Annotated in this window: 23 protein-coding genes; 11 read left to right on the forward strand and 12 right to left on the reverse strand. The window is 70.0% G+C overall.

The window, feature by feature from the left end; all coding sequences use genetic code 11:
* Nucleotides 1–16 precede the first annotated feature (16 nt).
* A complete protein-coding gene (locus ABAZ39_RS00225; RefSeq protein WP_038525599.1) occupies nt 17–973 on the reverse strand; it encodes a metal ABC transporter solute-binding protein, Zn/Mn family in 957 nt (318 codons plus the stop codon).
* 225 nt (nt 974–1,198) lie between these two features.
* On the opposite strand from ABAZ39_RS00225, the gene ABAZ39_RS00230 reads away from it, so the two are divergent.
* Entirely contained in the window at nt 1,199–1,927 is a 729-nt protein-coding gene (locus ABAZ39_RS00230; RefSeq protein WP_038525602.1) for an SAM hydrolase/SAM-dependent halogenase family protein, read from the forward strand.
* Here the strand turns inward: ABAZ39_RS00230 and ABAZ39_RS00235 are convergent.
* From ABAZ39_RS00235 to ABAZ39_RS00250, 4 genes are all read right to left on the reverse strand, one after another.
* A complete protein-coding gene (locus tag ABAZ39_RS00235; protein ID WP_038525605.1) occupies nt 1,922–2,320 on the reverse strand; it encodes a response regulator in 399 nt (132 codons plus the stop codon). The genes ABAZ39_RS00230 and ABAZ39_RS00235 overlap by 6 nt on opposite strands.
* A gap of 94 nt (nt 2,321–2,414) precedes the next feature.
* Nucleotides 2,415–3,113 carry an HAD-IB family hydrolase gene (locus ABAZ39_RS00240; RefSeq protein WP_038525609.1) on the reverse strand — a complete coding sequence of 233 codons (699 nt, stop codon included), beginning with the start codon at nt 3,111–3,113 and terminating at the stop codon, nt 2,415–2,417.
* Between the two features lie 68 nt (nt 3,114–3,181).
* Entirely contained in the window at nt 3,182–3,424 is a 243-nt protein-coding gene (locus tag ABAZ39_RS00245) for a hypothetical protein (protein WP_051657714.1), read from the reverse strand.
* A 162-nt stretch (nt 3,425–3,586) separates the two neighbouring features.
* Nucleotides 3,587–4,021: a Fur family transcriptional regulator gene (locus tag ABAZ39_RS00250; protein ID WP_038525613.1), complete on the reverse strand. Its 435-nt coding sequence runs from the start codon at nt 4,019–4,021 to the stop codon at nt 3,587–3,589.
* Between the two features lie 178 nt (nt 4,022–4,199).
* Between ABAZ39_RS00250 and ABAZ39_RS00255 the strand changes: the two genes are divergently transcribed.
* Nucleotides 4,200–5,141: a transglutaminase family protein gene (locus ABAZ39_RS00255; protein WP_038525614.1), complete on the forward strand. Its 942-nt coding sequence runs from the start codon at nt 4,200–4,202 to the stop codon at nt 5,139–5,141.
* Between the two features lie 103 nt (nt 5,142–5,244).
* The gene (locus ABAZ39_RS00260) at nt 5,245–6,438 is read left to right on the forward strand and encodes a sensor histidine kinase (RefSeq protein WP_038525617.1); all 1,194 of its coding nucleotides are present in this window, start codon (nt 5,245–5,247) and stop codon (nt 6,436–6,438) included.
* 35 nt (nt 6,439–6,473) lie between these two features.
* Here the strand turns inward: ABAZ39_RS00260 and htpG are convergent, their stop codons facing one another.
* A complete protein-coding gene (htpG, locus tag ABAZ39_RS00265; RefSeq protein WP_038525620.1) occupies nt 6,474–8,363 on the reverse strand; it encodes a molecular chaperone HtpG in 1,890 nt (629 codons plus the stop codon).
* 236 nt (nt 8,364–8,599) lie between these two features.
* Nucleotides 8,600–10,246 carry a hypothetical protein gene (locus ABAZ39_RS00270; protein WP_038525623.1) on the reverse strand — a complete coding sequence of 549 codons (1,647 nt, stop codon included), beginning with the start codon at nt 10,244–10,246 and terminating at the stop codon, nt 8,600–8,602.
* 172 nt (nt 10,247–10,418) lie between these two features.
* Here ABAZ39_RS00270 and ABAZ39_RS00275 point away from each other — a divergent pair, with 172 nt between their 5' ends.
* From ABAZ39_RS00275 to ABAZ39_RS00285, 3 genes are all read left to right on the forward strand, one after another.
* A complete protein-coding gene (locus tag ABAZ39_RS00275; RefSeq protein WP_051657715.1) occupies nt 10,419–12,932 on the forward strand; it encodes a helicase-related protein in 2,514 nt (837 codons plus the stop codon).
* Nucleotides 12,933–13,137: 205 nt separating this feature from the next.
* Nucleotides 13,138–13,575, forward strand: coding sequence for an RNA-binding S4 domain-containing protein (locus ABAZ39_RS00280; protein ID WP_014238746.1), 438 nt, complete (start codon nt 13,138–13,140; stop codon nt 13,573–13,575).
* A 122-nt stretch (nt 13,576–13,697) separates the two neighbouring features.
* Nucleotides 13,698–14,429: a TerC family protein gene (locus tag ABAZ39_RS00285; RefSeq protein WP_038525629.1), complete on the forward strand. Its 732-nt coding sequence runs from the start codon at nt 13,698–13,700 to the stop codon at nt 14,427–14,429.
* Nucleotides 14,430–14,502: 73 nt separating this feature from the next.
* Here ABAZ39_RS00285 and ABAZ39_RS00290 read toward each other — a convergent pair whose 3' ends face one another.
* The 3 genes from ABAZ39_RS00290 to ABAZ39_RS00300 form a co-directional block, all read right to left on the reverse strand.
* Nucleotides 14,503–14,931, reverse strand: a complete 429-nt coding sequence (locus ABAZ39_RS00290) for a CBS domain-containing protein (protein WP_014238744.1) — start codon at nt 14,929–14,931, stop codon at nt 14,503–14,505.
* A 133-nt stretch (nt 14,932–15,064) separates the two neighbouring features.
* Nucleotides 15,065–15,679, reverse strand: coding sequence for a DUF938 domain-containing protein (locus ABAZ39_RS00295; RefSeq protein WP_051658040.1), 615 nt, complete (start codon nt 15,677–15,679; stop codon nt 15,065–15,067).
* Between the two features lie 10 nt (nt 15,680–15,689).
* Entirely contained in the window at nt 15,690–16,880 is a 1,191-nt protein-coding gene (locus ABAZ39_RS00300; protein ID WP_038525632.1) for a YbfB/YjiJ family MFS transporter, read from the reverse strand.
* A 130-nt stretch (nt 16,881–17,010) separates the two neighbouring features.
* Between ABAZ39_RS00300 and ABAZ39_RS00305 the strand changes: the two genes are divergently transcribed.
* The 5 genes from ABAZ39_RS00305 (at nt 17,011) to ABAZ39_RS00325 (ending at nt 21,539) form a co-directional block, all read left to right on the forward strand.
* Nucleotides 17,011–17,934 carry a LysR family transcriptional regulator gene (locus ABAZ39_RS00305; RefSeq protein WP_038530383.1) on the forward strand — a complete coding sequence of 308 codons (924 nt, stop codon included), beginning with the start codon at nt 17,011–17,013 and terminating at the stop codon, nt 17,932–17,934.
* 144 nt (nt 17,935–18,078) lie between these two features.
* On the forward strand, nt 18,079–18,411 hold the full coding sequence (gene fdxA / locus ABAZ39_RS00310; protein ID WP_014238741.1) for a ferredoxin FdxA: 333 nt from the start codon (nt 18,079–18,081) through the stop codon (nt 18,409–18,411).
* A gap of 319 nt (nt 18,412–18,730) precedes the next feature.
* The gene (locus ABAZ39_RS00315) at nt 18,731–19,231 is read left to right on the forward strand and encodes a CarD family transcriptional regulator (RefSeq protein ID WP_014238739.1); all 501 of its coding nucleotides are present in this window, start codon (nt 18,731–18,733) and stop codon (nt 19,229–19,231) included.
* Nucleotides 19,232–19,547: 316 nt separating this feature from the next.
* Nucleotides 19,548–20,363, forward strand: a complete 816-nt coding sequence (locus tag ABAZ39_RS00320) for a hypothetical protein (protein ID WP_038525635.1) — start codon at nt 19,548–19,550, stop codon at nt 20,361–20,363.
* Nucleotides 20,364–20,636: 273 nt separating this feature from the next.
* A complete protein-coding gene (locus tag ABAZ39_RS00325) occupies nt 20,637–21,539 on the forward strand; it encodes an RNA polymerase factor sigma-32 (RefSeq protein ID WP_038525638.1) in 903 nt (300 codons plus the stop codon).
* Between the two features lie 135 nt (nt 21,540–21,674).
* Here ABAZ39_RS00325 and ABAZ39_RS00330 read toward each other — a convergent pair whose 3' ends face one another.
* Entirely contained in the window at nt 21,675–23,648 is a 1,974-nt protein-coding gene (locus ABAZ39_RS00330) for an adenylate/guanylate cyclase domain-containing protein (RefSeq protein ID WP_038525641.1), read from the reverse strand.
* 104 nt (nt 23,649–23,752) lie between these two features.
* Nucleotides 23,753–25,219: a M48 family metalloprotease gene (locus ABAZ39_RS00335; protein ID WP_038525644.1), complete on the reverse strand. Its 1,467-nt coding sequence runs from the start codon at nt 25,217–25,219 to the stop codon at nt 23,753–23,755.
* Between the last annotated feature and the right edge of the window lie 68 nt (nt 25,220–25,287).

The following is a 25,287-nucleotide window of genomic DNA, read 5'->3' on the forward strand; positions in this document are numbered from 1 at the left end:
TTTCTCCTCCGCCGCGTCAGCGCTGCGCCAGGGCGAGCTTGCCCTGGAAACCGTCGGCCGGCGCCTCGCCGCCCAACGCGCGGGCGATGGTCGTCACATTGTGGTCGATCATGCCGATGTAAGTGCCTTCGTAGCTGCCCGGCGCGCCCATGGCGTCGGAGAACAGGGCGCCGCCCAGCGTCACCCGGTGGCCGCGCGCCCCCGCCCCTTCGACCAGGGCGCGGACGTTGCGGTCGGACACGCTGGTTTCCGGGAAGACCGCCGGCACGCCGCGGTCCGCCAGCAGCGCGGCCAGTTCCTCGATGATCCGCAGCCCGGCCTCGGATTCCGTGCTGATCCCCTGGATGCCGCGCACCTCGATCCCGTAGGCGCGGCCCAGATAGTTGAAGGCGTCGTGGGCGGTGACCAGCACGCGGGCCTTGCCGGGGATGGAGGACAGGATGCGCCGGGCGTACGCGTCGAGCCGCGCCAGCTCCGCCCCGTACGCGTCGGCGTTGCGGGCGTACGTCTCGGCTCCCGCGGGGTCGAGCCGGGCCAGCCCGTCGCGGATGGACGGCAGGGTGCCGGCCCAGATGCCCACATCCATCCAGATGTGCGGGTCGTGGGCGCCCTCGAACTCAGGCGGGCTGAGCAGCCGCTCCCTGGGCACCGCGTCGCCCAGCGCCACCACAGGCTTGCCGGACTCGCGCAGCCGGTCGAAGGCGGCGGTCATCTTGCCTTCGAGATGCAGGCCGCTGATGAACACCGCGTCGGCCCGCAGCAGCTTCACCGTGTCGGAGCGGGTGGGCTTGAACAGGTGCGGATCGACGCCTTCGCCCATCAGCGCCTCCACCACTGCCCGGTCGCCGGCCACCGCCCGCACGAGGTCGGCGACCATGCCGGTGGTGGCGACGATCTTCGGGCGCTCGCCTTGGGGCCGTTCACCCTCGGCCATCGCGGCTCCCGGCAGCAGCAGGGCGGCGGCCAAGCCCATGATGGCAATAAACTTCGTCAGGCTCTTCGTTGCGAAGGTTTTTGAACATATGTTCATATTCATTGGTCCCGACAAAGATCGGCAAGGTTAGGGCAGGCGGACCAAGTAAACGGGGCGGAGTGCATTTGCGTTCCATGAATATATGAACCGCCTCTCTGGCCTTGCAAGGCGGCTCGTGACGATCCGTGTCTTACCGAACGGGGTGAAGTGCGCTACAGTGGCGGGATGATCGTGCTCTTTACGGATTTCGGGTTGTCCGGCCCCTACACCGGGCAGATGAAGGCGGTGCTGGCGCGGATGGCGCCGGGCCTGCCGGTCATCGACCTGTTCGCCGACGCGCCCGCCTTCGACCCGCAGTTCTCGGCCTATCTGCTGGCCGCCTACGCTCCGGAATTCCCGGCGGACAGCGTCTTCCTCTGCGTCGTCGACCCCGGCGTCGGGACCGACCGCCGCCCGCTGGTGTTCGAGGCCGACGGGCGCCGCTTCGTCGGGCCGGACAACGGCCTGTTCGAGTTGCTGCGGCGGCGGGCCGAGTCGGTGCGCGCCTGGAGCATCGGCTGGCGGCCCGAGCGGCTGTCGGCCAGCTTCCACGGGCGGGACCTGTTCGCCCCGGTGGCGGCCAGCCTCGCCATGGGGAACCCGGTCGCGCTGGAACCCGTCGATCCGGCCGGCCTCGCGCGGCCCGACTGGCCGGACGATCTGGCGCGGATCGTCTATGTGGATGTCTACGGCAACGCCATGACCGGCCTGCGTGCCGACCGGCTGCCGGAGGACGCGGTGCTGCGGGCCGGCGGGCGCACGGTGCGCCGGGGCCGGACCTTCGCCGACGTCCCGGTGGGGGAGGCGCTGTGGTACGCGAACTCCAGCGGTCTGGCGGAGATCGCCGTCAACCGGGGCCGCGCCGACCATGACGCCGGGCTGGCGGTGGGCACGCCGGTGGAGGTCGTCCTATAGCCCGTCCAGGCAGCGGTCGAGCAGCGCCAGATCCACGGGGCGGGCCAGCACGGTGACCGGGCTGTTGCCCGGCTCAGCGTCCAACTGGGCGTCCGGCGCGCCGGCGGTCAGGATGATCCGGGTGTGCGGGTAGAGCATGCAGGCCAGCGCCGCGGCCCGGTCCCCCTCATCCTCCAGCCGGTGACGGCGGAGCAGGGCGACGGCCGGACCCTCGGCCCCGATGAGGCTCAGCGCCTCGAAGCCGCCGGACACCGTGGACACGGTGAAGCCGCGTTCGGCCAGATGGCGGGCCAGCGCGTCCCGCTGGCCGGGATCGTCGTCGGCGACGACGGCGCTGCGGCCCCCCTGGCCGGGGAGGCGAATGTCGGCGTCGATGGAAAAGCCGGTCGTCATGGGGGGCTCACCACGGGCTTCTCTGAACTTCAGGGGGGTTCTACGCCACGCGGAAGTCGGTTGCAAATCCCCATGGGCGGCACGCGCCGTCCGGTCAGCGGATCTTGACGACGGTGGGACGGTCGACAATCGACAGCATGGGCAGGTCGCTGGGCCGGTTGCCGTAGCCCCAGGTCTCGCCGAACGGGCCGTTGGCGGCGATCCAGCCACGCACCCGCTCCAGCTTGTCCAGCCGGACGCAGTTGCCGGTGCACAGGCGCCCGGTCAGGGTGTTGTCCTCCACCTCCATCCCGGTGGCGAGCAGGTCGTCGACGTTCAACCCGCGCAGCAGGGCCGGCATATAGACGTCGAGCGCCCCGGTGGCGACCACCACCCGGCGCCCCTCGCGCCGGTGCATCTTCAGGGTCTCGACCAGCGGGGCGTGCCAGCGGATGCGGTGGACCAGCCGTTCCGCGGCGGCCAGCGCGTCGGCCACCGGAACGCCCCGCAGCGTGCGGCGGAGCAGGATGGTCTTGACCGATCCCGGAAAATCCACCCCCGGCCCGCGCCCGCGCGCGTGGCGGTGCAGGCCGGACCGCAGGGCGTCCAGGAAGGCCAGCCGGGCGCGGTTGCGCCCGATGACCTCGCCGATGAACATCAGCAGGCTGTCGCCGTGGATCAGCGTCCCGTCAAAGTCGAAGAAGGCCACCCCCGGCGCGATGGAGGCCAGGGGGCCGGCGCCATGTGTGGTGGGGCTTCCGGTGGAGGGACCGGAGGCGATGGCGTCGAAAACGGGAGTGGCGCTGGTCTGCATGCGCCCTTATCCGGCGGAACGCGCCGCGTCACAAGCCAAATGCGTTGAACGGGGCCGTCCTGGGCAACTTAGTGCAGCGACGGGCTGGGGGAATCATCCGCGTCGTCCGCGTCGATGAGCATCTCGCCCATGGCGATTTCTCCGGCGCATTCCTCCAGCCCGGCCTTGACGGCGATCAGGAGGTTGATGATCTCGCCGTTGTCCTGCTCCAGGATGCGCAGGCGCTCCTCCAGCTTGTCCAGACGGCGGGTGACGCTGTCGGTCAGCCGGTCGAGGCGGGCGAGAACCGGGTCGTTGTTCGTATCGTCCATAGCGGCGGTTGGTCCGTCGATGATTCGTGTGCGTTCCTGAAGCTAGGACCACGCATCGCCTCTGGACAGACCCGCGCCCGGCGCAACCCACAATTGATGGGATTATCGTCCGGATGGTGCCCGGCGAGTCCCAAAGGACTCAAGCACGGGCACGCCCGGTCGTTATTCCCCCTCCGATGTGGTGGTGCGGCGGCTCAGCGGAACACCATACAGTTCAAGCCTATGGCCGAGCAGTTCATAGCCCAATTCGCGGGCTATGACTTCCTTCAGCCGTTCGAGATCTTCATTTTGGAACTCCACCACCTTTCCGGATTCGAGATCGATCAGGTGGTGATGGTGCTCCGACCCGGCTTCCTCGTAGCGGGCGCGGCCGTCGCCGAAGTCCAGCCGGTCGATGACGTTCGCATCCTCGAACAGGCGCATCGTGCGGTAGACGGTGGCGATGGAGATGCGCGGGTCGATGGTGGACGCCCGGCGGTGAACCTCCTCCACGTCGGGGTGGTCGGCGGCCTCCGACAGCACGCGCGAGATCACGCGGCGCTGGTCGGTCATCTTCAGCCCTTTCTCGATGCAGAGCTGTTCGAGGCGCGAAGGCATGGAAGTCCCCTTGTTGTCGTCTCATGGGCGCGCATATTCCGGCCGATGTGGCCCGGTCCTTGCGCTGGCCGCCGTCCCTCCCCGGTACGGCCACCCGAATGCCCGAGCACCATACTGTGATTCGGAACCATTCACAAACGCCGACGTTTGGTGTCGGCTTACGGAAAGGGCGCGGGCCATGATGACCCTGGACATCCACCACACCACCACCTACCGCTACGCCAACCCGGTGACCTTCGGCGACCATCGCCTGATGTTCCGGCCCCGCGACAGCCACGATCTGCGGCTGATCGAAACGGGTCTGGTGATCAGCCCGCCGCCGGCCTCCGTGCGCTGGCTCCACGACGTCTTCGGCAACTCCATCGCGGTGGCGAGCTTCGACCAGCCGGCGACGGAGCTGCGCTTCGAAAGCCACATCCGGGTCGACCACTACCCGATGGGCGAGCTGGAGTTTCCCATCGAGGACTACGCGCGCTCCTATCCCTTCAGCTATTCCGCGGAGGAGGTGCCGGATCTGGCGCTGACCACCCAGCGGCACTACCCGGACCCCGACCATCTGGTGGACGAATGGGCCCGGCAGTTCGTGACGCTGGGCGAGGGCGGGCCGCCCGACACGCAGGACATGCTGGTGTCGATGACCCGCGCCATCAAGGAGACCTTCACCTATCAGGCCCGCGACCTGGAAGGCACCCAGAGCCCGGTAGACACCCTGACGTGGAAGAGCGGCTCCTGCCGCGATTTTGCGCTTCTGATGATGGAGGCCGTGCGCTCGCTGGGCTTCGCGGCGCGCTTCGTGTCCGGTTACCTCTACGATCCCGCGCGGGACGGTCAGGAGGGCGCGATGACCGGCGGCGGGGCGACCCATGCCTGGGTGGAGATCTATCTGCCGGGCTGCGGCTGGGTGGAGTTCGATCCGACCAACGGCATCATCGGCGGCAAGAACCTGATCCGCGTCGCCGTCGCCCGCGATCCCTCGCAGGCGGTGCCGCTCAGTGGTTCCTGGACCGGGGCGCCGGCGGATTTCCTCGGCATGACGGTGGATGTGCAGGTCACCGCGACCGGCGGGGCGGGTGCCGGCGGTGCTCCGGAAAACCCGATGCCGGCGGCCGGCGCCGCCTGACACGGCAACCAATTGCAAACGAACGTCTGGCAGAATGGAGGGTCCGGGGCCGTTTCGGGTCCGGACCGACCGTCCCATCCGACAGACGAGGCTGCGTCACCCCGTGCTCGATTCCGATCCGACCAGTCCCGCCCCCAGCGGCACACCGGAAACGGAGGCTGCTCCCGCCCTGGTCGCGGCCCTGCTGGCCGTCCGTGAGCCGCCCGTCGGGCCGGACACGCCCTGCCATACCCTGCGGGACCGGCTGGCCGCCCAGCCCGGCCTGCCGGCGCTCGCCGTGACGGCGGAGGACGGGCACGTTCTGGGGCTGGTGGACCGTCTGGCGCTGGCGGGGATGGCCGATCCGCAGGCGCCGGCGCGGACGGCGATGGACCCGGCGCCGCTGCTGGTCGAGGCGGATGTGCCGCTCTGCGAGGTCGCGCGGCGGATCATGCAGGACAATCCCGGCGCGCTGGCTTCCGGCTTCGTCGTGCTCGAGGACGGGCGGTACCTCGGCATCGGGTCGGGGGTGGCCCTGCTGGCGCGAACGGACGAGCAGATCATCCAGCGGACCCGCCAGCTCGACGAGGCCCGCCGCGCTGCGGAGCGCGCCAACCGCGCCAAGACCGCTTTCTTCGCCTGCATGAGCCACGAGATCCGCACCCCGCTGAACGCCATGATGGGCTTCGCGGAACTGCTGGAGCAGGAGGTTCTGGGTCCGATCGCCAACCCGCTCTACCGCGACTACGCCCGCGACATCGCGGAAAGCGGCCGCCACCTGATGGACCTCATCAACGACCTGCTCGACCTGTCGAAGGCCGAGGCCGGACGGCTGGAACTGGCCGAATCGCTGGTGGACGTGCCGCGCGTCGCCGTGGGCAGCGCCCGGCTGCTGTCCGACCGCGCCGGGCGGGCCGGGGTCGGGATCGAGACGGACCTGCCGCCCGACCTGCCGCCGCTGCGCGCCGACGAGCGCAAGCTGCGGCAGATGCTGCTGAACCTGCTGTCCAACGCGGTGAAGTTCACGCCGCCCGACGGGGTGGTCACTCTGAACGGCCGCGTGGCGGCGGACGGGACGCTCTGCCTGTCGGTCCACGACACCGGCATCGGCATGACCGCCGACGAACTGGAAAAGGCGCTGGAGCCCTGGGGCCAGATCGACAGCGCGTTGGGCCGCAACCACATCGGCACCGGCCTCGGCCTGCCCCTGACCAAGCGGCTGGTGGAGCTGCACGGCGGGAGGCTGGACATCGACACCGCCCCCGACCGCGGCACCACCATGACGCTGGTCTTCCCGGCGGAGCGGGTGGGCGGGTAGCGTTGGGGTTAGGGAGGGGGCAACGGGGGGGCGGTTTACGCCAGCCCCTTCTCCATCGCGCTCGCCAGGCGGCGGGCGAAGGCGGCGGGGTCGGGCAGGGCCTCGCCTTCCACGATGCGCGCCTGGTCGAGCAGCAGCCACGCCGCGTCGTCCAGCGAGGTCGCCGCACCGCTCGCCTTGGCGCGCTCGGCGAGGCGCTTGATCAGCGGGTGGGCGGGGTTGACCTCCAGGATGCGCTTGGCCGCCGGGGCGTCCATGCCGAGCTGCTTGTGCTGCTTCAGCAGGCGCTCCAGATGCATGTCCATGTCGTTCTCGTCGGCGACGAGGCAGACGGCGCTGTCGGTCAGGCGCTCCGACGGGCGGACGTCCTTCACCACGTCCTGGAGCGTCAGCTTCAGCAGGACCAGCAGGTCGGTCAGCTCGCCTTCGGACGCCTTCTCCTCGGCCGGCTTCTCCTCGCCGCCCTGGATCTTGCCGAGGTCGGCGCCGCCGCGGGTCACCGACTTGAAGGGCTTGTCCTGGAAGCTGCCGACCGACGGCACCCAGAACTCGTCCACCGGGTCGGTCAGCAACAGCACCTCGACGCCCTTGGCCTTGAAGCCTTCGAGCTGCGGGCTGCGCTTCAGCGTCTCGATGTCGTCGCCGCTGATCGTGAAGATGGCCTCCTGGCCCTCCTTCATGCGGCCCAGATACTCCTCCAGCGAGACCAGACCGTCACCGGCGGTGCTGCGGAAGCGCATCAGCTTCAGCAGATCGTCCCGGTGCTCGTAGTCGTCGTAGAGGCCTTCCTTGAGGACGGCGCCGAAATTCTCCCAGAAGGCCGCGTATTCCTCCGCCTTCTCGGTGTCGCGGGCCTTCTTGCCCAGCTCCGACAGGACGCGGCGGGTGATGCCGGCGCGGATCTTGGCCAGCATCGGGTTGTGCTGGAGCATCTCGCGGCTGATGTTCAGCGGCAGATCCTCGCTGTCCACCACGCCGCGCAGGAAGCGCAGGTAAGGCGGCAGCAGGCCTTCCGCCGAATCGGTGATGAAGACGCGCTTGACGTACAGCTTCACCCGGTGGGCGCGCTTGGGGTCGAACAGGTCGAACGGCTTGGAGGACGGCACGAACAGCAGGTTCGTGTATTCGATGGCGCCCTCGGCCCGCCAGTGCAGGGTCAGCCACGGATCGTCGAAGGCGTGCCCGACATGGTGGTAGAACTCCGTGTACTGCTCCGCCGTGATTTCGTTCTTGGAGCGCATCCACAGGGCCGAGGCGCTGTTCAGCGGCTTGGCGTCTTCGCCCTCCCCGAAAAGGATCGGGATGGCGATGTGGTCGGAGTATTTGCGGACGATGCCGGAGAGGCGGTGTTCCTCCAGATACTCGTCGTCGCCTTCGCGCAGGTGCAGCTTGATCTGCGTGCCGCGCGGCAGGTCGGCGACGTCGGAGATGGTGAACTCGCCCTTGCCGTCCGACAGCCAGCGCCAGCCCTGCGTCTCCCCGGCCTTGCGGGTCAGCACCTCCACTTGGTCGGCGACCATGAAGGCGGAGTAGAAGCCGACGCCGAACTGGCCGATCAGGTTGACGTCCTTCTTGGCGTCGCCCTCTTTCGCGCTGTCCTTGAGGTTGCGCATGAAGGCGGCGGTGCCGGAGCGTGCGATGGTGCCGAGGTTCTCGACCAGATCCTCACGGTTCATGCCGATGCCGTTGTCGGCCACGGTGAGGGTCCGCGCCTCCTTGTCCACGAGCAGCCGGACCTTCAGGTTCGGATCGTCGGCGGACAGTTCGGGCTGCGTCAGCGCGGCGTAGCGCAGCCGGTCGCAGGCGTCGGAGGCGTTGGAGACCAGCTCGCGCAGGAAGACTTCCTTCTCGCTGTAGAGCGAGTGCGCGACGATGTCGAGCAGGCGGCTGACCTCGGCCTGGAAGCTGAGCCGTTCCTCGGTCATGGTGTCATCCTTGATCGTTTTTGTTGGTGGTGGGCTTGCCGATGGGTCCGGAGGACGGCGCAGATATGTGCGAGCGCGCCGCCCCATGCAAGAGCGATCGGCTGGCGTTGTGCGGGAGTTTCGCAACCGGAGTGGTGGGTTGGGGCGGGGACGCTTGCCCCCTCCCTGACCCTCCCCCGCTAAAGCAGGGGAGGGGACTAAGAGTGGGAAGGGTGGGGGCAACCCGCCCCCAAGCCTCAGCGCTTCTTGCCCTGGATCGGCTCCGGCTCCGGCGCCGGCTGGCCCATGCCCATCATCGCGCTCATGTCCGCCCCGTTCAGCAGGAACTGGCCGGTCTCGGTGACGTCGATCTTGTAGCTGCGCACGTCGTTGCCGGCATCGTCCTTGGACGCCTGCCCGAAGGCCTGGAGCATGGCGATCACGCCCAGCGCGTTCTGGGTGCTCTCGTCGGCCTTCTTGCCCGGCTTGGGCTGCATCGCCTTGGTGGCGGCGTCCAGGCCGCGCAGCAGCACGGTGCTGCTGCCCACCGCGCCGAAGGCGGAGTTGGCGGCCATGCGCATGGCGCCGGTCATGGTGCCGGAGGCCGCCGGGGTGTTGACGACGAAGCGGTCGATGCGCAGCTCCGTCCCGACCTCCGCCATGGCGCCCATCAGCCGGTTGCCGATGGCGGCCACCGCCGCCTCGTCGGTCCCAACATCGGCGCCATCGTCCGGCAGGGCGGCTTCCTCCTCGCCCTCACCCTCTTCCTCATCCTCCTCACCGGCGGCGGCCTGGGATTCGGCGAGCGTGGCGAGGTCGGCGAAGGCCCGCCACAGCGAGGCGGTCGGCAGCTTCGCGGTGCTGATCTGGATGTCCAGCTTTTCCGGCATGAAGGCCTTCGGGGCCACTTCCGGCTCCAGCGTCAGGCCGCTGGACTCGATCCCGAAGGTGGTCGAGGCCATCGGCTTGTCCAGGTCCTCGGCGCTGCCGCGCAGGACGAGCTGGCCGAGGGCGAGGCGGGTGCCGTCCTCCGGGTTCAGGGCCGTCAGGCCGGACAGGCGGACGCGCCCGCTGGCCCCGCCCATCAGGTTCTGCATCAGCGGGATCAGCTCCGCCGCCGGGGGCTGGGTGCCGGCCAGGGCGTGGGTCTGGGTCAGCCGCTGCATGGCGTCGGCGCGGGCAAGGTCGACGCGGGTGTAGGTGCCCTCCATCGTCAGGCCGCCGAGGTTCAGCACCTCCTTCTTCGTCTCGTCGAGGAAGCGCAGGTTGCTGACCGACAGGGCGCCGGGACCGCTCCACAGCGGGGTGCCGCCGGCGGCGGTGCCGTCCGGCTTCAGCTCCCCGGCGACGGTGATGGCGCCGACGGTCAGGGCGCTCTCGTCCTTCTTGCCCTTCTTGCCCTTGCGGTCGCTGGTGACCGACAGGTCGCCAAGCTCCGCGTCCATGGACAGCGCCGTCTCGTAGGCGCCGGACCACAGGGCGCTGATGCGCTGGCGGCCCAGCTTGACGGTGGCCGACGGCTTGCCGTTGTCCAGGATGGCGACGCGGTCGGGCAGGGTGGCGGTGACGGCGTGGGTGTTGCCCTCCTGCGGCTTCACCGTCAGGCGGATGGTGCCGATGTCGGCGGTGGTGCCGTCGTCCGCCACCGCGGTCAGGGCGGGCAGCGCCACCTCGTAATGGTCGCCCGCCGGAGTCGCCACCGGCTCGCCGGTCCAGCGCAGCTCGGTCGCGTCGCCCTCGCTCTTGGGGAACCAGCGGGCCAGCCCGTCCTTCAGCGCGGCGGCCAGCGCCCTGGCCCCGTCCTCGGTCACCGGGGGGGCCTCCGCGCGGGCGGTGGCGGGCGGCAGCGCCAGGGTTGCGAGCATCAGCGCGGCGGCGAGCGGACGGGCGGGAAGACGGCGCATGAGGAATCCCTTAGGGTGGAGCGCGCCAGGGTAGACGGGATAACCGGCGCCCGTCCATCGGCCCGAGGTTTTATACCGTTTCCGAAAGAGTTCGGCCCCGGATGGGCGTTGCGGCACGGCACGGCCGCCCTGACGCTTGCATTGCCGGTCCCCAGGCCCAAAACTTACGCTTATGACCTCTGTCCTTTCTTCGTCCGGGGGCGGTCTGGGTGCGGGTGGCCGGGTGGTCGCCGTGCTGGGGCCGACCAACACCGGGAAAACCCATCTCGCCATCGAGCGCATGCTCGGCCACCGGACGGGGATGATCGGCTTTCCGCTGCGCCTGCTGGCCCGCGAGAACTACGACCGCATCGTGTCGATCAAGGGCAGGAACGCCGTGGCCTTAGTGACGGGGGAGGAGAAGATCCTGCCGCCCAGCCCGTCCTACTGGGTGTGCACGGTGGAATCCATGCCGCTCGACCGGGCGGTGGACTTCCTGGCGGTGGACGAGGTGCAGCTCTGCGCCGATCCGGAGCGCGGGCACATCTTCACCGACCGGCTGCTCAACGCGCGTGGGCTGGTGGAGACGATGTTCCTCGGCTCCGACACGGTGCAGCCGCTGATCCGCCGGCTGGTGCCGCGGGCCGAGTTCATCAGCCGGCCGCGCTTCTCGCAGCTGACCTACGCCGGCTACCGCAAGCTGACCCGCCTGCCGCCGCGCTCCTGCGTCGTCGCCTTCTCGGCGACCGACGTCTACGCGCTGGCCGAGATGATCCGGCGCCAGCGCGGCGGCACGGCGGTGGTGCTGGGGGCGCTGTCCCCGCGCACCCGCAACGCCCAGGTCGGGCTCTATCAGGCGGGGGAGGTCGACTATCTGGTGGCGACCGACGCCATCGGCATGGGGCTGAACATGGACGTCGACCATGTCGCCTTCGCCCGCATCGTGAAGTTCGACGGCTTCGCCCCGCGCCGCCTGCGCGCGCCGGAGGTGGCGCAGATCGCCGGGCGCGCCGGGCGGCACATGCGCGACGGCACCTTCGGCACCACCGACGAGGTGGGCGAGCTGGAGGCCGACGTGGTCGACCGCGTCGAGAACCACCAGTTCGAGACGATCAAGACGCTGATGTGGCGCAACAGCAAGCTGCGCTTCGACACGCCGGGCTTCCTGCTGAAATCGCTGGAGGAGCGTCCGCCGATTCCAGAGCTGCTGCGCGCCCGCGACGCCGACGACCATCTGGCGCTCCAGGCGCTGGTCCGCGACCATGAGGTGATGGACCTCGCCAAGGGCCGCGACAACGTGCGCCTGCTCTGGGAGGTCTGCCAGGTCCCCGACTTCCGCAAGGTGCTGTCGGACGCCCACACCCGGCTGCTCGGGCAGATCTTCCGGCAGCTGCGCACCGGCATCGGGCGGCTGGACGAGGACTGGGCGGCCAAGCAGATCGCCCGGCTCGACCGGACCGAGGGCGACATCGACGCGCTGGTCGCCCGCATCGCCCACATCCGCACCTGGACCTACATCTCCAACCGGCCAAGCTGGCTGGCTGACCCGGTGCATTGGCAGGCCCGCACCCGCGCCATCGAGGACAAGCTGTCCGACGCCCTGCACGAGCGGCTGACGCAGCGTTTCATCGACCGCCGCTCGGCCACGCTGGCCCGCACGCTGAAGGACGGGCGGGACCTGATCGGCGGCGTGCGCGCCGACGGCGAGGTGGTGGTGGAAGGACACCCGGTGGGCCGTCTGGAGGGCTTCCGCTTCGTCCCCGACGCGCCGGAGCGCTCGGAGGAGGCCAAGTCCCTGCTGACCGCCGCCCGCCGCGCGCTGCGCGAGGAGGTGGCGTCCCGCCTGCGCGCCTTCGAGCAGGAGCCGGACGACGTGTTCGCCCTGGGGCCGGACGGGGTGCTGACGGCGGACGGCTTGCCGGTGGCCCGGCTCGGCCCCGGCCCGTCGGTGCTGACCCCGGCGGTCCTGCCCTTCGACGAGGGGCTGCTCGACCAGGGGCAGCTCGACCGCGTTCGCGCCCGGCTGGAGCGCTGGCTGAAGGACCGCGTCGCCGCCCGGCTGCGCCCCCTGCTGGCGTTGCGCGATGCGGACGATTTGACAGGCGCGGCGCGGGGGTTGGCCTTCCAACTCGTCGAGAACATGGGGGCGCTGCCCCGCGCGCCGGTCGCCCCGATGGTCGAGGGGCTGGAGAAGGCCGACCGCAAGGCGCTGTCCCGCCATGGGGTGCGGCTCGGCGTGTCGCACCTCTACCTGACGGCGCTCGCCAAGCCGGGTGCGGTGGAACTGCGCGGGCTGCTGTGGGCGGTGAAGCACCGGCTACCCCTGCCCGTACCGATTCCGCCGCCGGGCCGCGTTTCGGTGGAAGCCACCGGCGCGCCGCCGGCCTTCTGGGAGGCCATCGGCTACCCGGCGGCCGGGCCGCGGGCGCTGCGCGTGGACATGCTCGACCGGCTTGAGACCGAGCTGCTGACCGCCGCCAAGGAGGGCCGGGCGGTGGCCGAGCCGGCGCTGGCCCAGATGATCGGCGCCAAGCCGGACGAGCTGGGCGCCGTGATGAAGGGGCTTGGCTACACCCGCTCCGTGGCGGAGGATGGGGCGGTCTCCTGGCGCCGCCGCCGCAACCCGCGCCACAAGCCCCGCCGCGAGACCCCCGTCAACGCCGACCACCCCTTCGCCAAGCTGCGCCAGCTTTCGGGAATTGGATGAAGAGATACACACTTGCCCCCACCCTGATCCTCCCCCGCTCTTGGCGGACCTTCGGTCCGCCTGCCGCGTCAGCGCAAACCTTTGGTTTGCGCGAGAGCTGGGCGGGGGAGGGGATGACGTTTGCATGGTGGAAAACTCCCTCCCCCGCCCAGCGGGGGAGGGAAGGGGCCCGCGGCGTCAGCCGTGGGAAGGGTGGGGGCGCCGCATGACCGACCTCGACGACGATGACGATCTCCCCGACTCCGGCTCCGACCCCACCCCGGCGGGCCGCTTGCGGATCGACAAGTGGCTGTGGTTCGCGCGCTTCTTCAAGACGCGCAGCCTCGCGGCGAAGCTGTGCAATGGCGGCGGCGTTCGGGTGTCCGGCACGGTGGTCGGCAAGGCGCATTACGCGGTGAAGCCCGGCGACGTGCTGACCTTCGCGCAGGGGCGGCACATCCGCGTCATCAAGGTGGTCGCGCTCGGCAGCCGGCGCGGCCCGGCGCCGGAGGCTCAGGCTCTCTACGAGGATCTCGCCCCGCCGGTGCGCGAGGAGGCGATCCAGGACCCCTACCGCGCGCCGCCGGCCCCGCGGGAGCCCGGCGCCGGGCGTCCGACCAAGCGCGACCGCCGGGCGCTCGACCAGTTGTACGGAGAGGAGTAAGCCGGAACAGCCGGGAAAAGCGGCGGTGAAGCGCGGGCGGGGTCATTGCCATTCCGGGGCCGCAACCTCATCTGCGCAAAATAATCCCGCAACGGCCGACTTTTTCGGAGCCCGCCGCCCCCATGCTCGAACTGTTCTCCGACCCGCAGGTCTGGGCCAGCCTCCTGACGCTCACCGCGTTGGAGATCGTGCTCGGCATCGACAACATCATCTTCATTTCGATCATGGCGGCCAAGCTGCCGGTCCACCAGCAGCAGAAGGCCCGGCAGCTCGGTCTGGCGCTGGCGCTCCTGATGCGGCTTGCGCTGCTCGCCTCCATCTCCTGGGTGGCGACCCTGACGGAACCGCTGGTCACCGTGCTCGGCATGGGCTTCTCGGGTCGCGACCTGATCCTGCTTGGCGGCGGCCTGTTCCTGCTGGCCAAGGGCACCATTGAGATCCACAACACCGTGGAAGGCCACGAGGAGGACAGCGCCGCCCCCAAGCTCGCCAGCTTCGGCGCGGTGGTCGGGCAGATCATCGTGCTGGACATCGTCTTCTCGCTGGACAGCGTGATCACCGCGGTCGGCATGTCCAACGACCTGCCGGTGATGGTCACCGCCGTCGTCATCGCCATGGCGGTGATGCTGTTCGCCGCCCGCCCGGTGGGCGACTTCGTGAACCGTCACGTCACCGTGAAGATGCTGGCCCTGTCCTTCCTGCTGCTGGTCGGCGTGGCGCTGATCGCCGACGGCTTCGGCTTCCACATCCCGAAGGGCTACCTGTACTTCGCCATCGCCTTCTCGACCCTGGTCGAGGCGCTGAACCTGATGGCCGCCGCCCGCCGCAAACGGAAGAAGGCCGAAGCGCACTGACGCTCCGGCCTTCCTGAACGGGTCCTCCGACGGGCCGCCCCTTCGCGGGGGCGGCCCGTTCGCTTTCCGGGGATCAGGTCCGCATCAGACTGTCGCGGAACTCCACCTCCTCCACCAGATGCTCGTAGGCGAGCTTGAACAGGTCGCGGATCGAGACGATGCCGACCGCGCGCTTGCCCTGGGTGATTGGCAGGTGGCGGTAGTGCTTGGACTGCATCAGGGTCAGCGCCTCGATGGCGTCCGCGTCCGGCGGCAGGGTGTCCGGGTTGCGGGTCATGATCGCCGACACCTCGGTCTCGAAGGCGTCGATCTGGGTGGAGAGCACCTTGTTGTTCAGGTCGCGCTCGGTGACGATGCCGACGAGGTCGCCGTGGTTCACCACCAGAACGGCGCCGATGTTCTTCTCCGCCATCAGCTTCGACACGGTCAGGACGGAGGTGTCCTCCGTCACCAGGATGAGTTCCTGCGACTTCACCACGTCCGGAACCAGCTTCCGCTTCATCATTTCCCCCAATTTGTAATTTGTTTACAAACTTAAGCGCTACAGGGAAACAATAGCAAATCTCGCGGGTGCAAAACTGCGGCAGAAGACCGCACCTCGGATGGGGTGGTCCGGATAGGGGATCGGGTGGGGGTCAGTTGCGCCGGAGGACGACGGTCAGGTTGTTGGCCGGCATCTCCACCAGCTCGGCGAGGGTGAAGCCGGTGGCGGCACGCTCCACCGCGCCGAGGTCGCGCACGCCCCAGGCGGGGTTGCGGGCCTTCAGGTCGGCGTCGAAGGCGGCGTTGCTGGGCGCGCTGTGCCGCCCGCCGCGCGTGAAGGGGCCGTAAAGCAGCAGCGGACCGCCCACCGGCAGAAGGCGGGCGGCCCCGGCGAACAGGCCGAGCGCCGCCTCCCACGGGGCGATGTGGATCATGTTGATGCAGACCACCGCGTCGGCGCTGCGGACCGGCCAGTCGGGCGCGGCGGCGTCGAGGTCCAGCGGGTCGCGCAGGTTGGGCAGCGCCGCGGCGGCGGCCCAGGAACGGACGCTGTCGCGCAGGCCCGGGTCGGGGTCGCTCGGCTGCCACGTCACGGCGGGCAGCGCTTCGGCGAAGGCGACGGCGTGCTGGCCGGTGCCGCTCGCCACCTCCAGCACCAGACCTTGCGGCGGCAGGACGCGGCGCAGCACCTCCAGGATGGGGGCGCGGTTGCGCTCCGTCGCGGGGGCGTGGCGGCGAAAGTCCTCGGGGTGCAGCGGATCGAACATGCCGGGCAGGCTACCCGCGCCCGGCGCCCAGGGCAACCGCGGCGGGGTCGCGGCGCCCGGCCATCCAGGCCCCGGCAGCGAGGAGGAGCGCGCCGGCCAGCACCGCGGCGGCGGCGCCCAGCAGGGCGGAATCGAAGCTGCCGGTACGCGCCACCACCAGCCCGGCCGGCACCGGCCCGATGATCTGTCCCAGCCCGTAGACGGCGGTCAGCGCGCCGATGACGCGGGCCGACGCTCCGCCCGACAGGTGGCGCCCCAGCGTGAAGGACAGGGTGACGATGCCGACGAAGGTCCCGCCGAACAGCACGGCTGACAGCAGGGCCGCCGCCGGGGAGCCGGTGATCGGCAGCAGGATGCCCACCGCCTGCACGACATGGGCGAGGATCAGCGCCCGCCAGAGGCCGAGCCGCCGCCCCGCCGCCGCCCAGAGGATGCCGGACGGCATGGCCGCCAGACCGGTGACCATCCAAGCCGCGGCGCCGAGCTGCGCCGTCTCCGGCATGGTCTTCAGGATGGCGACCAGGAAGGTGCCGGTGACGATGTAGCCGGCCCCCTCCAGGAAATAGGCCAGCGTCAGCAGGACCATGGGAACGGAAGGGCGGAAGGCGGGCGCGGATGTGGGCCGGGCGGCGACGGTGTGGCCGGGCTCGCGCGGCGGGTCGCTCACCCACAGCCAGGACAGGGTGCCGAAGCCCAGGCAGGCCAAGCCCAGCCACAGCCAGTCGCCGCGCCAGCCCAGCCGGTCGCCCATCACGGCGACGAACAGGCCGCTCGACGCGATGCCGAGGCCGACGCCGGTGTAGAGCCAGCCGCTCCAGGACTCCCGCCCGGCGCGGGCCAGCGCGTCCAGCGTCATGGCGATGCCCAGGATGAACAGGCCGGCGCTGGCCAGCCCGGAGACGAAGCGCAGCATGGCCCAGGCCACCATACCCTCGGTGAAGCCCATGCCGGCGGTGGAGGTGACGCTGGCGATCAGCGCGGTGCGGAAGACGGCGGTGCGCGCCGCGCCCTGCGGCACCAGCCCGACGCCCAGCGCCCCCAGGAAGTAGCCGAGATAGTTCAGCGAGGCGAGCAGCCCCGCGGCGTCGGTGCCCAGCCCGGTGGCCGCCTGCATCGCCGGCAGGATCGGCGTGAAGGCGAAGCGCCCCACCCCCATGGAGATGACCAGCACCAGCACGCCGCCGATCAGCACCCGGACCATGGCTTCCTCCCGCAGGTTCTTTTTTCGTGTGGGTCCATCCTGGCGTGACGGAACCCTCATTTCTAATGATTTGTTTCGATGCTATGCTTCACTGTGAGTGATGGGAAGCGTGCGGATCGGGGAGGAGGCGATGGACCTCGCGGGCCTGCGGGTGGTCAAGGCGGTGGCGGACACCGGCAGCGTCAGCCGGGCGGCGGAGACGCTGAACTGCGTCCAGTCCAACGTGACGGCGCGGCTGAAGCGGCTGGAGGAGGATCTCGGCGTGCCGCTGTTCCTGCGGCTCAGCCGCGGCATGGCGCCGACGCCGGCCGGGCGGGTGCTGGCCGACTATGCCGACCGCGTGCTCCGCCTCGTCGCCCAGGCGCGCGACGCGGTGGCCGACGCGGCGGGGCGGGGCGGACGGCTGTCCGTGGGCACCATGGAGACCACCGCCGCCGTGCGGCTGCCGCCGATCCTCGCCCGCTTCCACGCGGAGAATCCGGACGTCGATCTGACCATCGTCCCCGGCCCCACCGAAACCATGCTGGGGGAGGTTCTGGCCGGGCGCATCGACGGCGCCTTCGTCTCCGGGGCGGTGGAGCATCCCGAACTGGTCAGCCAGCCCGTCTTCGAGGAGGAACTGGTGCTGGTCGAACCGGCCAGCGGCATCACCAGCGAGTCCGGGCGGAACACCCTGCTGGCCTTCCGGCGCGGCTGCGCCTACCGCGCGCGGGCCGAGACGGCGATGCGCGAGGCCGGGCGGGTTCCCTACCGGGTGATGGAGTTCGGGGCGCTGGAGGCCATCCTGGGCTGCGTCGGCGCCGGCATGGGCGTCACCGTCCTGCCCCGCGTGGTGGTGGAGCGGGAGCCCTGGCGCGGCCTGTTCACCGCCCGCCCGCTGCCGCCGGAACTGGCCCGTATGCCCACCCGTTTCGTCCGGCGGGTGGATTCCATGGAGACGGTGGCCCTGCGCACCTTCCTGGAGGCGGTCGCGGAGGGGAATATGGAGGGTGGGGCTGCGTCGCTTGCGCCCACACAACCGGCGGGGTTGATCCCGTCTCGGGCGGCGTGCTAGGCAAGCGCCGCGGTCGGGCCATGGTCCATTCATGCCCCCGGCCGCGCCCACGCGCGAGCACGTCAGTCGAAGCGTCCATCGAAGCGACTCGAACCCCGGCGCGTGAACACCGCCGGAACTGGCGAGAACAGCGGAGAACAAATCATGCCCTACGTCGTGACGGAAGACTGCATCAAGTGCAAGTACACCGATTGCGTCGAGGTCTGCCCCGTGGACTGTTTCTACGAGGGCGAGAACATGCTGGTCATCCACCCGGATGAGTGCATCGACTGCGGCGTGTGCGAGCCGGAATGCCCGGCCGAGGCCATCGTGCCGGACACCGACGGCCGTGCGGAGAAGTGGATGGAGCTGAACCGCGACTACGCGGCGCAGTGGCCCAACCTGACCCGCAAGAAGGACGCGCTGCCCGACGCCGACGCCATGAAGGGCGTGGACGGCAAGTTCGACAAGTTCTTCTCTCCGAAGGCCGGTGGCTAAGCGGAGTCGGGACTATTGCGGCGCATGGCATTCTTTTGCCGCCATGCAAAAACGACAGGTCGGCCATCGGCGGGCAACGTCAGAATCCGGACGGCTGCCCGCGCGTAGCCTTTGTAACCCGGCCGTAACATCGCTATAATACGCGCCCGGAGCCGGCCTCAGCGTCATTGCCGGATTTCCCATCGACCAAGGGCTCAGTGCAACAGTGCGCGGCGTGGAGGACCCCATCCCCACGGTGTGTCGTTGTCACCGGGCCTTTTTCGCCCCCTCCACCGGGGCGGCAAAATGGCGCGATCGCGAGAAGTGAGAGCCAACCCAAATGTCGAACAAGCTTGACTTCGAGGCCGGTGACTTCGTCGTCTACCCGGCCCATGGCGTCGGTCGGGTCGAGGGAATCGAGACCCACAGCATCGCTGGCATGGATGTTCAGCTCTACGCGATCACGTTCGAAAAAGAGCGCATGACGCTCAAGGTTCCGGTCGGCAAGGCCAAGGCCGCCGGCCTGCGTCGCCTCAGCACGAAGGACCGCATCAAGGTCGCCCTGGAGACGCTGCAGGGCCGTTCGCGCGTCCGCCGCACGATGTGGAGCCGCCGCGCCCAGGAGTATGAGGCCAAGATCAACTCGGGCGACCCGGTGGCCATCGCGGAGGTCGTGCGCGACCTGTACCGCGGCGCCGACCAGTCCGACCAGTCCTACAGCGAGCGCCAGATCTATCAGGCCGCCCTGGAGCGTCTGGCCCGCGAGCTGGCCGCCGTCGAGAAGATCGACGAGACCAAGGCCACCGAGCGGCTGGAGCTGGTCCTCAAGAAGGCCGCCTGACTTTGGATGAAAACCCTCTCCCGCCCTGGGAGAGGGTGCCTGCGAAGCAGGCGGGTGAGGGGCGCACGAGGATTGGGGTGCTTATCCTTGGCGGTACCCTCACCCTCCCACCGCTTCGCGGCGGGTCCCTCCCTCTCCCGGGACGGGAGAGGGAACTGTTTCTCAGACCATGATGTTGACGATGAAGGCGCGGCGCTTTGGCCGCGCCTTTGTCTTAAGTTTTCGTCTTTCGCCGGGCCTGCGCGGCGCCTACACTCCCGCCCCCGGCCTGTTCTGGGCCGGTCCGTGACCGCTGGATGGGGTGAGCGTCTCCGGCATGTCTGAAGCGCAGAAATTCATCGATCTCCGAAACCCGCGGCGCATCTGGGCCGTCGGCTCGATCCACGCGCAGACGGACCATCTCCACGCTGTGCACGAGGTGATCGCGGCGCGCTTCCTGCCCGGCGACCGGCTCGTCTATCTCGGCAACATGGTCGGCTGGGGCGAGCGGGTGCTGGAGACGGTGGACGCGCTGCTGGCCTTCCGCACCTGGCTGCTGAGCTGGCGGGGCATGGAGGCCGACGACATCGTCTATCTGCGCGGCGCGCAGGAGGAGATGTGGCACAAGCTGCTCCAGCTCCAGTTCGCGCCCGATCCCCAGCAGGTGCTCGACTGGATGACCCGCCACGGCGCGGGGGCGACGCTGGCCGCCTATGGCGGCACGGTGGAGCAGGGGATGGCGGCGGCCCGCGGCGGCACCATGACGCTCGGCCGCTGGACCCAGGGGCTGCGTCAGGCGATGCACGCGCAGCCCGGTCACGAAAATGTGTTCAACACCCTGCGCCGCGCCGCCTACTGCACCGGACCGGAACAGGGGCAGGGCGGCGTGCTGCTGGTCAGCGCCGGCGTGGACATCCGCCGCCCGCTGAACCATCAGGGCGACGCCTTCTGGTGGGGGGCGCCCGGTTTTGCCCAGATGTCAGAGCCTTACGGTGGTTTCGCCCGCGTCGTGCGGGGCTACGACCCGGCCCGCAAGGGCGTTGCGGTGACCGACCGCGTGGCGACCCTGGACGGCAATTGCGGGTTGGGTGGGCATCTCGTTTGTGGATGCCTGTCGCCTTCGGGTGAGATCCTGGACCTGTTCCAGGTCTGACCCATCTCCCTTTTTCCTAACCGTCTTACCCATCCCCTCGGCCTCCGCCACCGAATCCCTTCCGGTGCGGATGATCCGAAACGTCTTGTGCTGCGTATGACGTGCAACAGGGCGAGGGGAACGGCTGTTGTCCCAACCGTCGGCAATCCGAGGCGAACCGGCCATGGTGAACCGACGGACCATTGGACCTGAGGGGGCCTGTCCCTTCGGACTCCGCAGCACAGGGCACGAGCAGCCTGAAACGCGGCCGCCCAGACGGGAAGGAAGGGACGTATGGCCTACATCGACGATCCCGAGACTCAGCGCGCGAATCTGAGTTTCATCAAGGCTTCCATGCGTGAGCCTCTGCTGACGCGCGATCACGAATTCGATCTCGCCCGCAAATGGCGCGAGGGCGGTGACGAACGGGCCCTTCACGAACTGGTCCGCGCCTACACCCGGCTGGTGGTGGCGACCGCCGCGCGGTTCCGCAACTACGGCCTGCCCATGGGCGATCTCGTTCAGGAGGGCAATGTCGGGCTGATGCAGGCGGCCAGCCGCTTCGAGCCGGACCGTGAGGTGCGCTTTTCCACCTACGCGGCCTGGTGGATCCGCTCGGCCATGCAGGACTACATCCTGCGCAACTGGTCCATCGTCCGCACCGGCACCACCGCCGCGCAGAAGTCGCTGTTCTTCAACCTGCGCCGCCTGCGCGCCCGCATCGAGAGCATCACCCAGGGCAACAGCGGCGGAGGCAACGGCCTGACCAAAGAAGGGCGGGAGTGGATCGCCGGCGAACTCCAGGTCGACGTGACCGAGGTGGAGGCGATGGAGATGCGGTTGTCCGCCTCCGACCAGTCGCTGAACTCCCCGGTCGCCGACGGCTCGGATGAGGACTGGCAGGATTTCCTGGCCGACCAGCGTCCCTCGCCGGAGGAGGTGGTGATCGGCATGCGCGACAGCCGCACCCGCTCGCAATGGCTGGCTGAGGCGCTGGGCGAACTCAGCCCGCGCGAACGCACCATCATCCAGGAGCGCCGCCTGCGCGAGGAGGGCGCCACCCTGGAGGAGCTGGGCCGCGAACTGGGGGTGAGCAAGGAGCGCGTGCGCCAGCTCGAACACCGCGCCCTGCTGAAGCTGCGTCAGTCGATGCTGAAGCGGGTGGAGGGGTTTGGGGATCTGCTGGCGGACGCGTGAGGTGTTGTTTCGAAGGATAGATCAACGCCCCCTCCCTAACCCTCCCCCTCTTCGAGGTGGAGGGAACTGCCGCCGCCTCGCGTAAGGCACCCTCTCCCGCCCAGCGGGGGAGGGCCGGGGAGGGCGCGCGGTCGGCTACGCCTTCTCCTCCTCCCGCATCGCCCCCGCGCCATCTCCGCCGCCGTCGCCATCCAAAGTCACCCGCCACACCTCGGTCGTGCCGGTGCGGCCACGGAGCGTGCGGTCGCCGACGCAGTCCAGCGGGGCGGCACCGTCGCCCTGGAAGGCGGTGGCGGCGCTCGACAGGACGATGACCTCCTCGTCCCCCTGGAGGGCGGAGGCCAGTTCCTCGATGCGGGCGGCAACGTTCACGGTGTCGCCGACGATGGTGTAGTTGATTCGGCTGGCCGACCCGATGTTGCCGACCACCACCGGCCCGGAATGCAGGCCGATGCGAACGCGAATCGCCGGCAGCCCCTCCGCCGCGCGGCGGCGGTTGCCTTCGCGCACGGCGCGGGTGATGGCATGGGCGGCGCGCAGCGCGCGGGCGGCGTGGTCCGGCTGCTCCTCCGGCGCGCCCCAGAAGGCCATGATGGCGTCGCCGATGAACTTGTCCACGGTGCCGCCCTCCGCCTCGATGCAGTTGGCGAGCAGGGTGAAATGCTCGTTCAGCAGGGCGGCGGTGTCGGCGGCGCCCATATGCTCGGCCATGCGCGAGAAGCCGCGGATGTCGGTGAACATCACCGTCACCTCCCGCTCCTCCGACTGGAAGCTGGTCAGGCCGCCGCGGCGGTGCATCAGCCGCAGCACCAGGGCCTTCGGCACATAGGTCTCGAACCAGCGCAGGCCGGCGACCATGGCGTTGAAGGCGCTGTTGGCGCGGGCCAGCTCGCGCAGGCGCGAATCGGGAAGCTCGTCGATCGCGCGGAAGTCGAAGGTCCGGACATGGTCGGCGGCCTCGGCCAGATGGGCCACCTGGGTGCTGATGCGCCGCCCGACGATCAGCGCCACCGCCACCGAGATCAGCAGGATGCCCAGACCGGCGAGGCCGGTGGTGTAGAGGCGGCGGACCTCGGCGCTGGCCTCGTTGGCGCGGAAGCTGATGCCGATGGTCCAGTCCTGCTGGCCGTAACCGGCCATGCTGCGCATCAGGAACAGGTAATCCTCGTCCAGCACGTTGACGAGCCGGCCCTCCACCCGCTTCTTCAGGGCGTCCACCGGCTGGCCGGTCTGCCAGAGCGCCGCCAGCGCCGGGTCGGCCACCTGATCGATGCGCGGCAGGGGCGGGCCGTCGGTCTTCGTGGAGAAGTCGAACTTCATGCCGGCCAGCGACGGGTGGGCCAGAACGTGCTGCCGGTCGAACAGGACGAAGGCGTTCAGCCCCTGCTCCACATAGAGCGTGGACAGGAAGCGCGACAGGTCGCCCAGCGACACCCCGACGACCACCTGCCCCAGATAGGTGCCGTTGCGCCGCACCGGCTGGAACAGCGTGACGAAGCTGGTCCCCGCCTCCTTCGACCACAGCGGGTCGGCCCAGACGGCGGTGGTGCGGTCGGAGCCGTTGCGCAGTTCCGGCCCCAGTTCCGGCTCGTGGCGCAGATCCTCCCGCCCGATGTGGAGCTGGTTGCCCAGCCGGTCGGCGCGCAGGCCGGTGCGGTCGGGATGGAAGAAGGCGATGCCCGTCACGTCCGGCGCCCCGGCCAGCGCGCCGCGCAGCGTGTCCTGGAGCGAGCGGGAATCGGCGGGGTCCAGCTCCCCCCGCTCCATCAGTCCGGCCACGAAACGGGCCATGTCCCGCGCGGGGTTGAGCTGGTTGCGGATGCGCACCTCCACCCCCGACAAAGCGAGGTCGGCGCGGTCGTTGAGCAGGGCGAAGGTGTTGCGGCTGGCGCTGACGAGTCCGAGGACGAGCACGCTGGCCACCGCCAGCAGCATCAGCGACCCGAAGCCGGCCACCAGCACCGCCGCGATGGGCAGGCGCAGGCGCGGGCGGCCCAGCGCGGGCGGGCGCGTCCGGCGTGGACCCCCCTTTTTGCGCACAGCCTCCTTCAGCCGGGCGACGCGCAAGCCGGTTTGCAGAAAACGCCGTTTGGTGGGGTGGTCAGCCATGGCGCGGAGCCTACAGGACGCACGCGGCCATCGGCAATCGGCCATCGCGCCGCGTCCCGCAACGGTCACTCCGCTGTCAACCGGGCGCCGCCAACCGGGTGCCGTCAGCCGGTGATGATCTTCACCGGACGTCCGGGCTGGATCGGCGTGCCCGGCGGAAGATCGTTGATGATCCGGAACAACTCCTCCGCGTAGGGCTCCCGCGGCATCTGGCGCACGAAGCCCTCCACGCTGTCGCCGGGGCGGGCGGTCTGCACGCGGATGCGCCGGGGCTGGTAGGACGCGGCCTCCTGCTGGGTCAGCCGGCGGAAGCTGACGGCGGTCTGGCGGAAATCGCCGTCGAAGCGCGACAGCGCGCCGCCGGGCGCCAGAAAGGTGAAGCGGTAGAGGGTGCCGGAGTCGGCGCGGATGGCGACCAGCCGCACGTCCACCGCCCCGGCGTCGGTCTTGCCCTGGGTCAGCGCGGTGGCCGCCGGCATGCCGTTGACGGCGAAGGATTGCAGGTCCCGCAACGGCGCCCCCTGCGCCCAGCTGCCGGTCAGATAGGCGGCCGGGTCGCGCGCCCCCGGCGCCTTGCCGCCGTCGAAGACGATGGCCCCGCCGTTGGGACCCTTGGCAATCACCTGCTGCGCTCCGTTGAGCAGGCTGTAGCCCTGCGGCACGTCGAAGGCGATGCCCAGCTGCGGGTGGGCGAAGGTCCGGCCGCGGACGAAGCCGTTCTCCGGGCTGTCGCCGTAGATCACCCCATCCATCGCCGTCATGTAGGGATCGACGGGCCGCGCCCCGCGGGGCAGTTCGCGGGCGATGGCCGCCGCCTCGTCGACGCGCGACGCGGTCTGCGGGTGGGTGGCGAAGAAGTCGAAGCCGCCCTCCCCGGCACCCTTGCCGGAGCGCAGGCCGGAATATTGGGTGTCGCGGCGCATGGTCTCCAGGAAGGTCGCCATGGCGAAGGGGTCGTAGCCGGCGCGGTGCAGATACTCGATGCCCAGCCGGTCGGCCTCCGACTCCTGGCCGCGCGAATAGCGGGCGAGCAGGGCGGTGCCGCCGATGTTGGCGATCTGCGCCAGCTCCGGGCTGCCCAGCACGAGGCCGATGCCGGCGGCGAGCAGCCCGGCGATGGTCTGGTTGGTCTGCCGCTCCTGGCCGTGGTGGGCGATGACGTGGCCGATCTCGTGCCCCAGCACGCTCGCCACCTCCGCCTCGTCCTTGGCGAGCGCCAGCAGGCCGCGGGTGATGTAGACGTAGCCGCCGGGCAGGGCGAAGGCGTTGACCACGTCGCTGTCCAGGACGGTGAAGGTCCAGGGGCCGGAGCGGTCGGTCTGGGCGGCCAGCCGGTTGCCAATGCCGGTGATGTAGGCCTGCAGCCGCTGGTCGGGGTAGGCCCCGCCATACTGGGCGAGGATCTTGGGATGCTCCTGCGCGCCGATCGACTCCTCGCTGCCGCCGAGGAGTTGGGCGCTGGCCGGGGCACAGGCCGAGGTGAGCAGCAGGACGGCCAGCCCTGCGGCGGCGATCCGGCGCAGTGGAGATGAGGAAGACGGCTTGCGTTCGGTCGTCGGTTCGGGCGTCATGAGTCGTCATATCGGAAGGGGGCTCGCTGAGATCAAACTCCCCGTCCGGCCCGCCTGTTCCACGGCTC

The sequence above is a fragment of the Azospirillum argentinense genome, assembly GCF_000632475.1.
Taxonomy (GTDB): domain Bacteria; phylum Pseudomonadota; class Alphaproteobacteria; order Azospirillales; family Azospirillaceae; genus Azospirillum; species Azospirillum baldaniorum.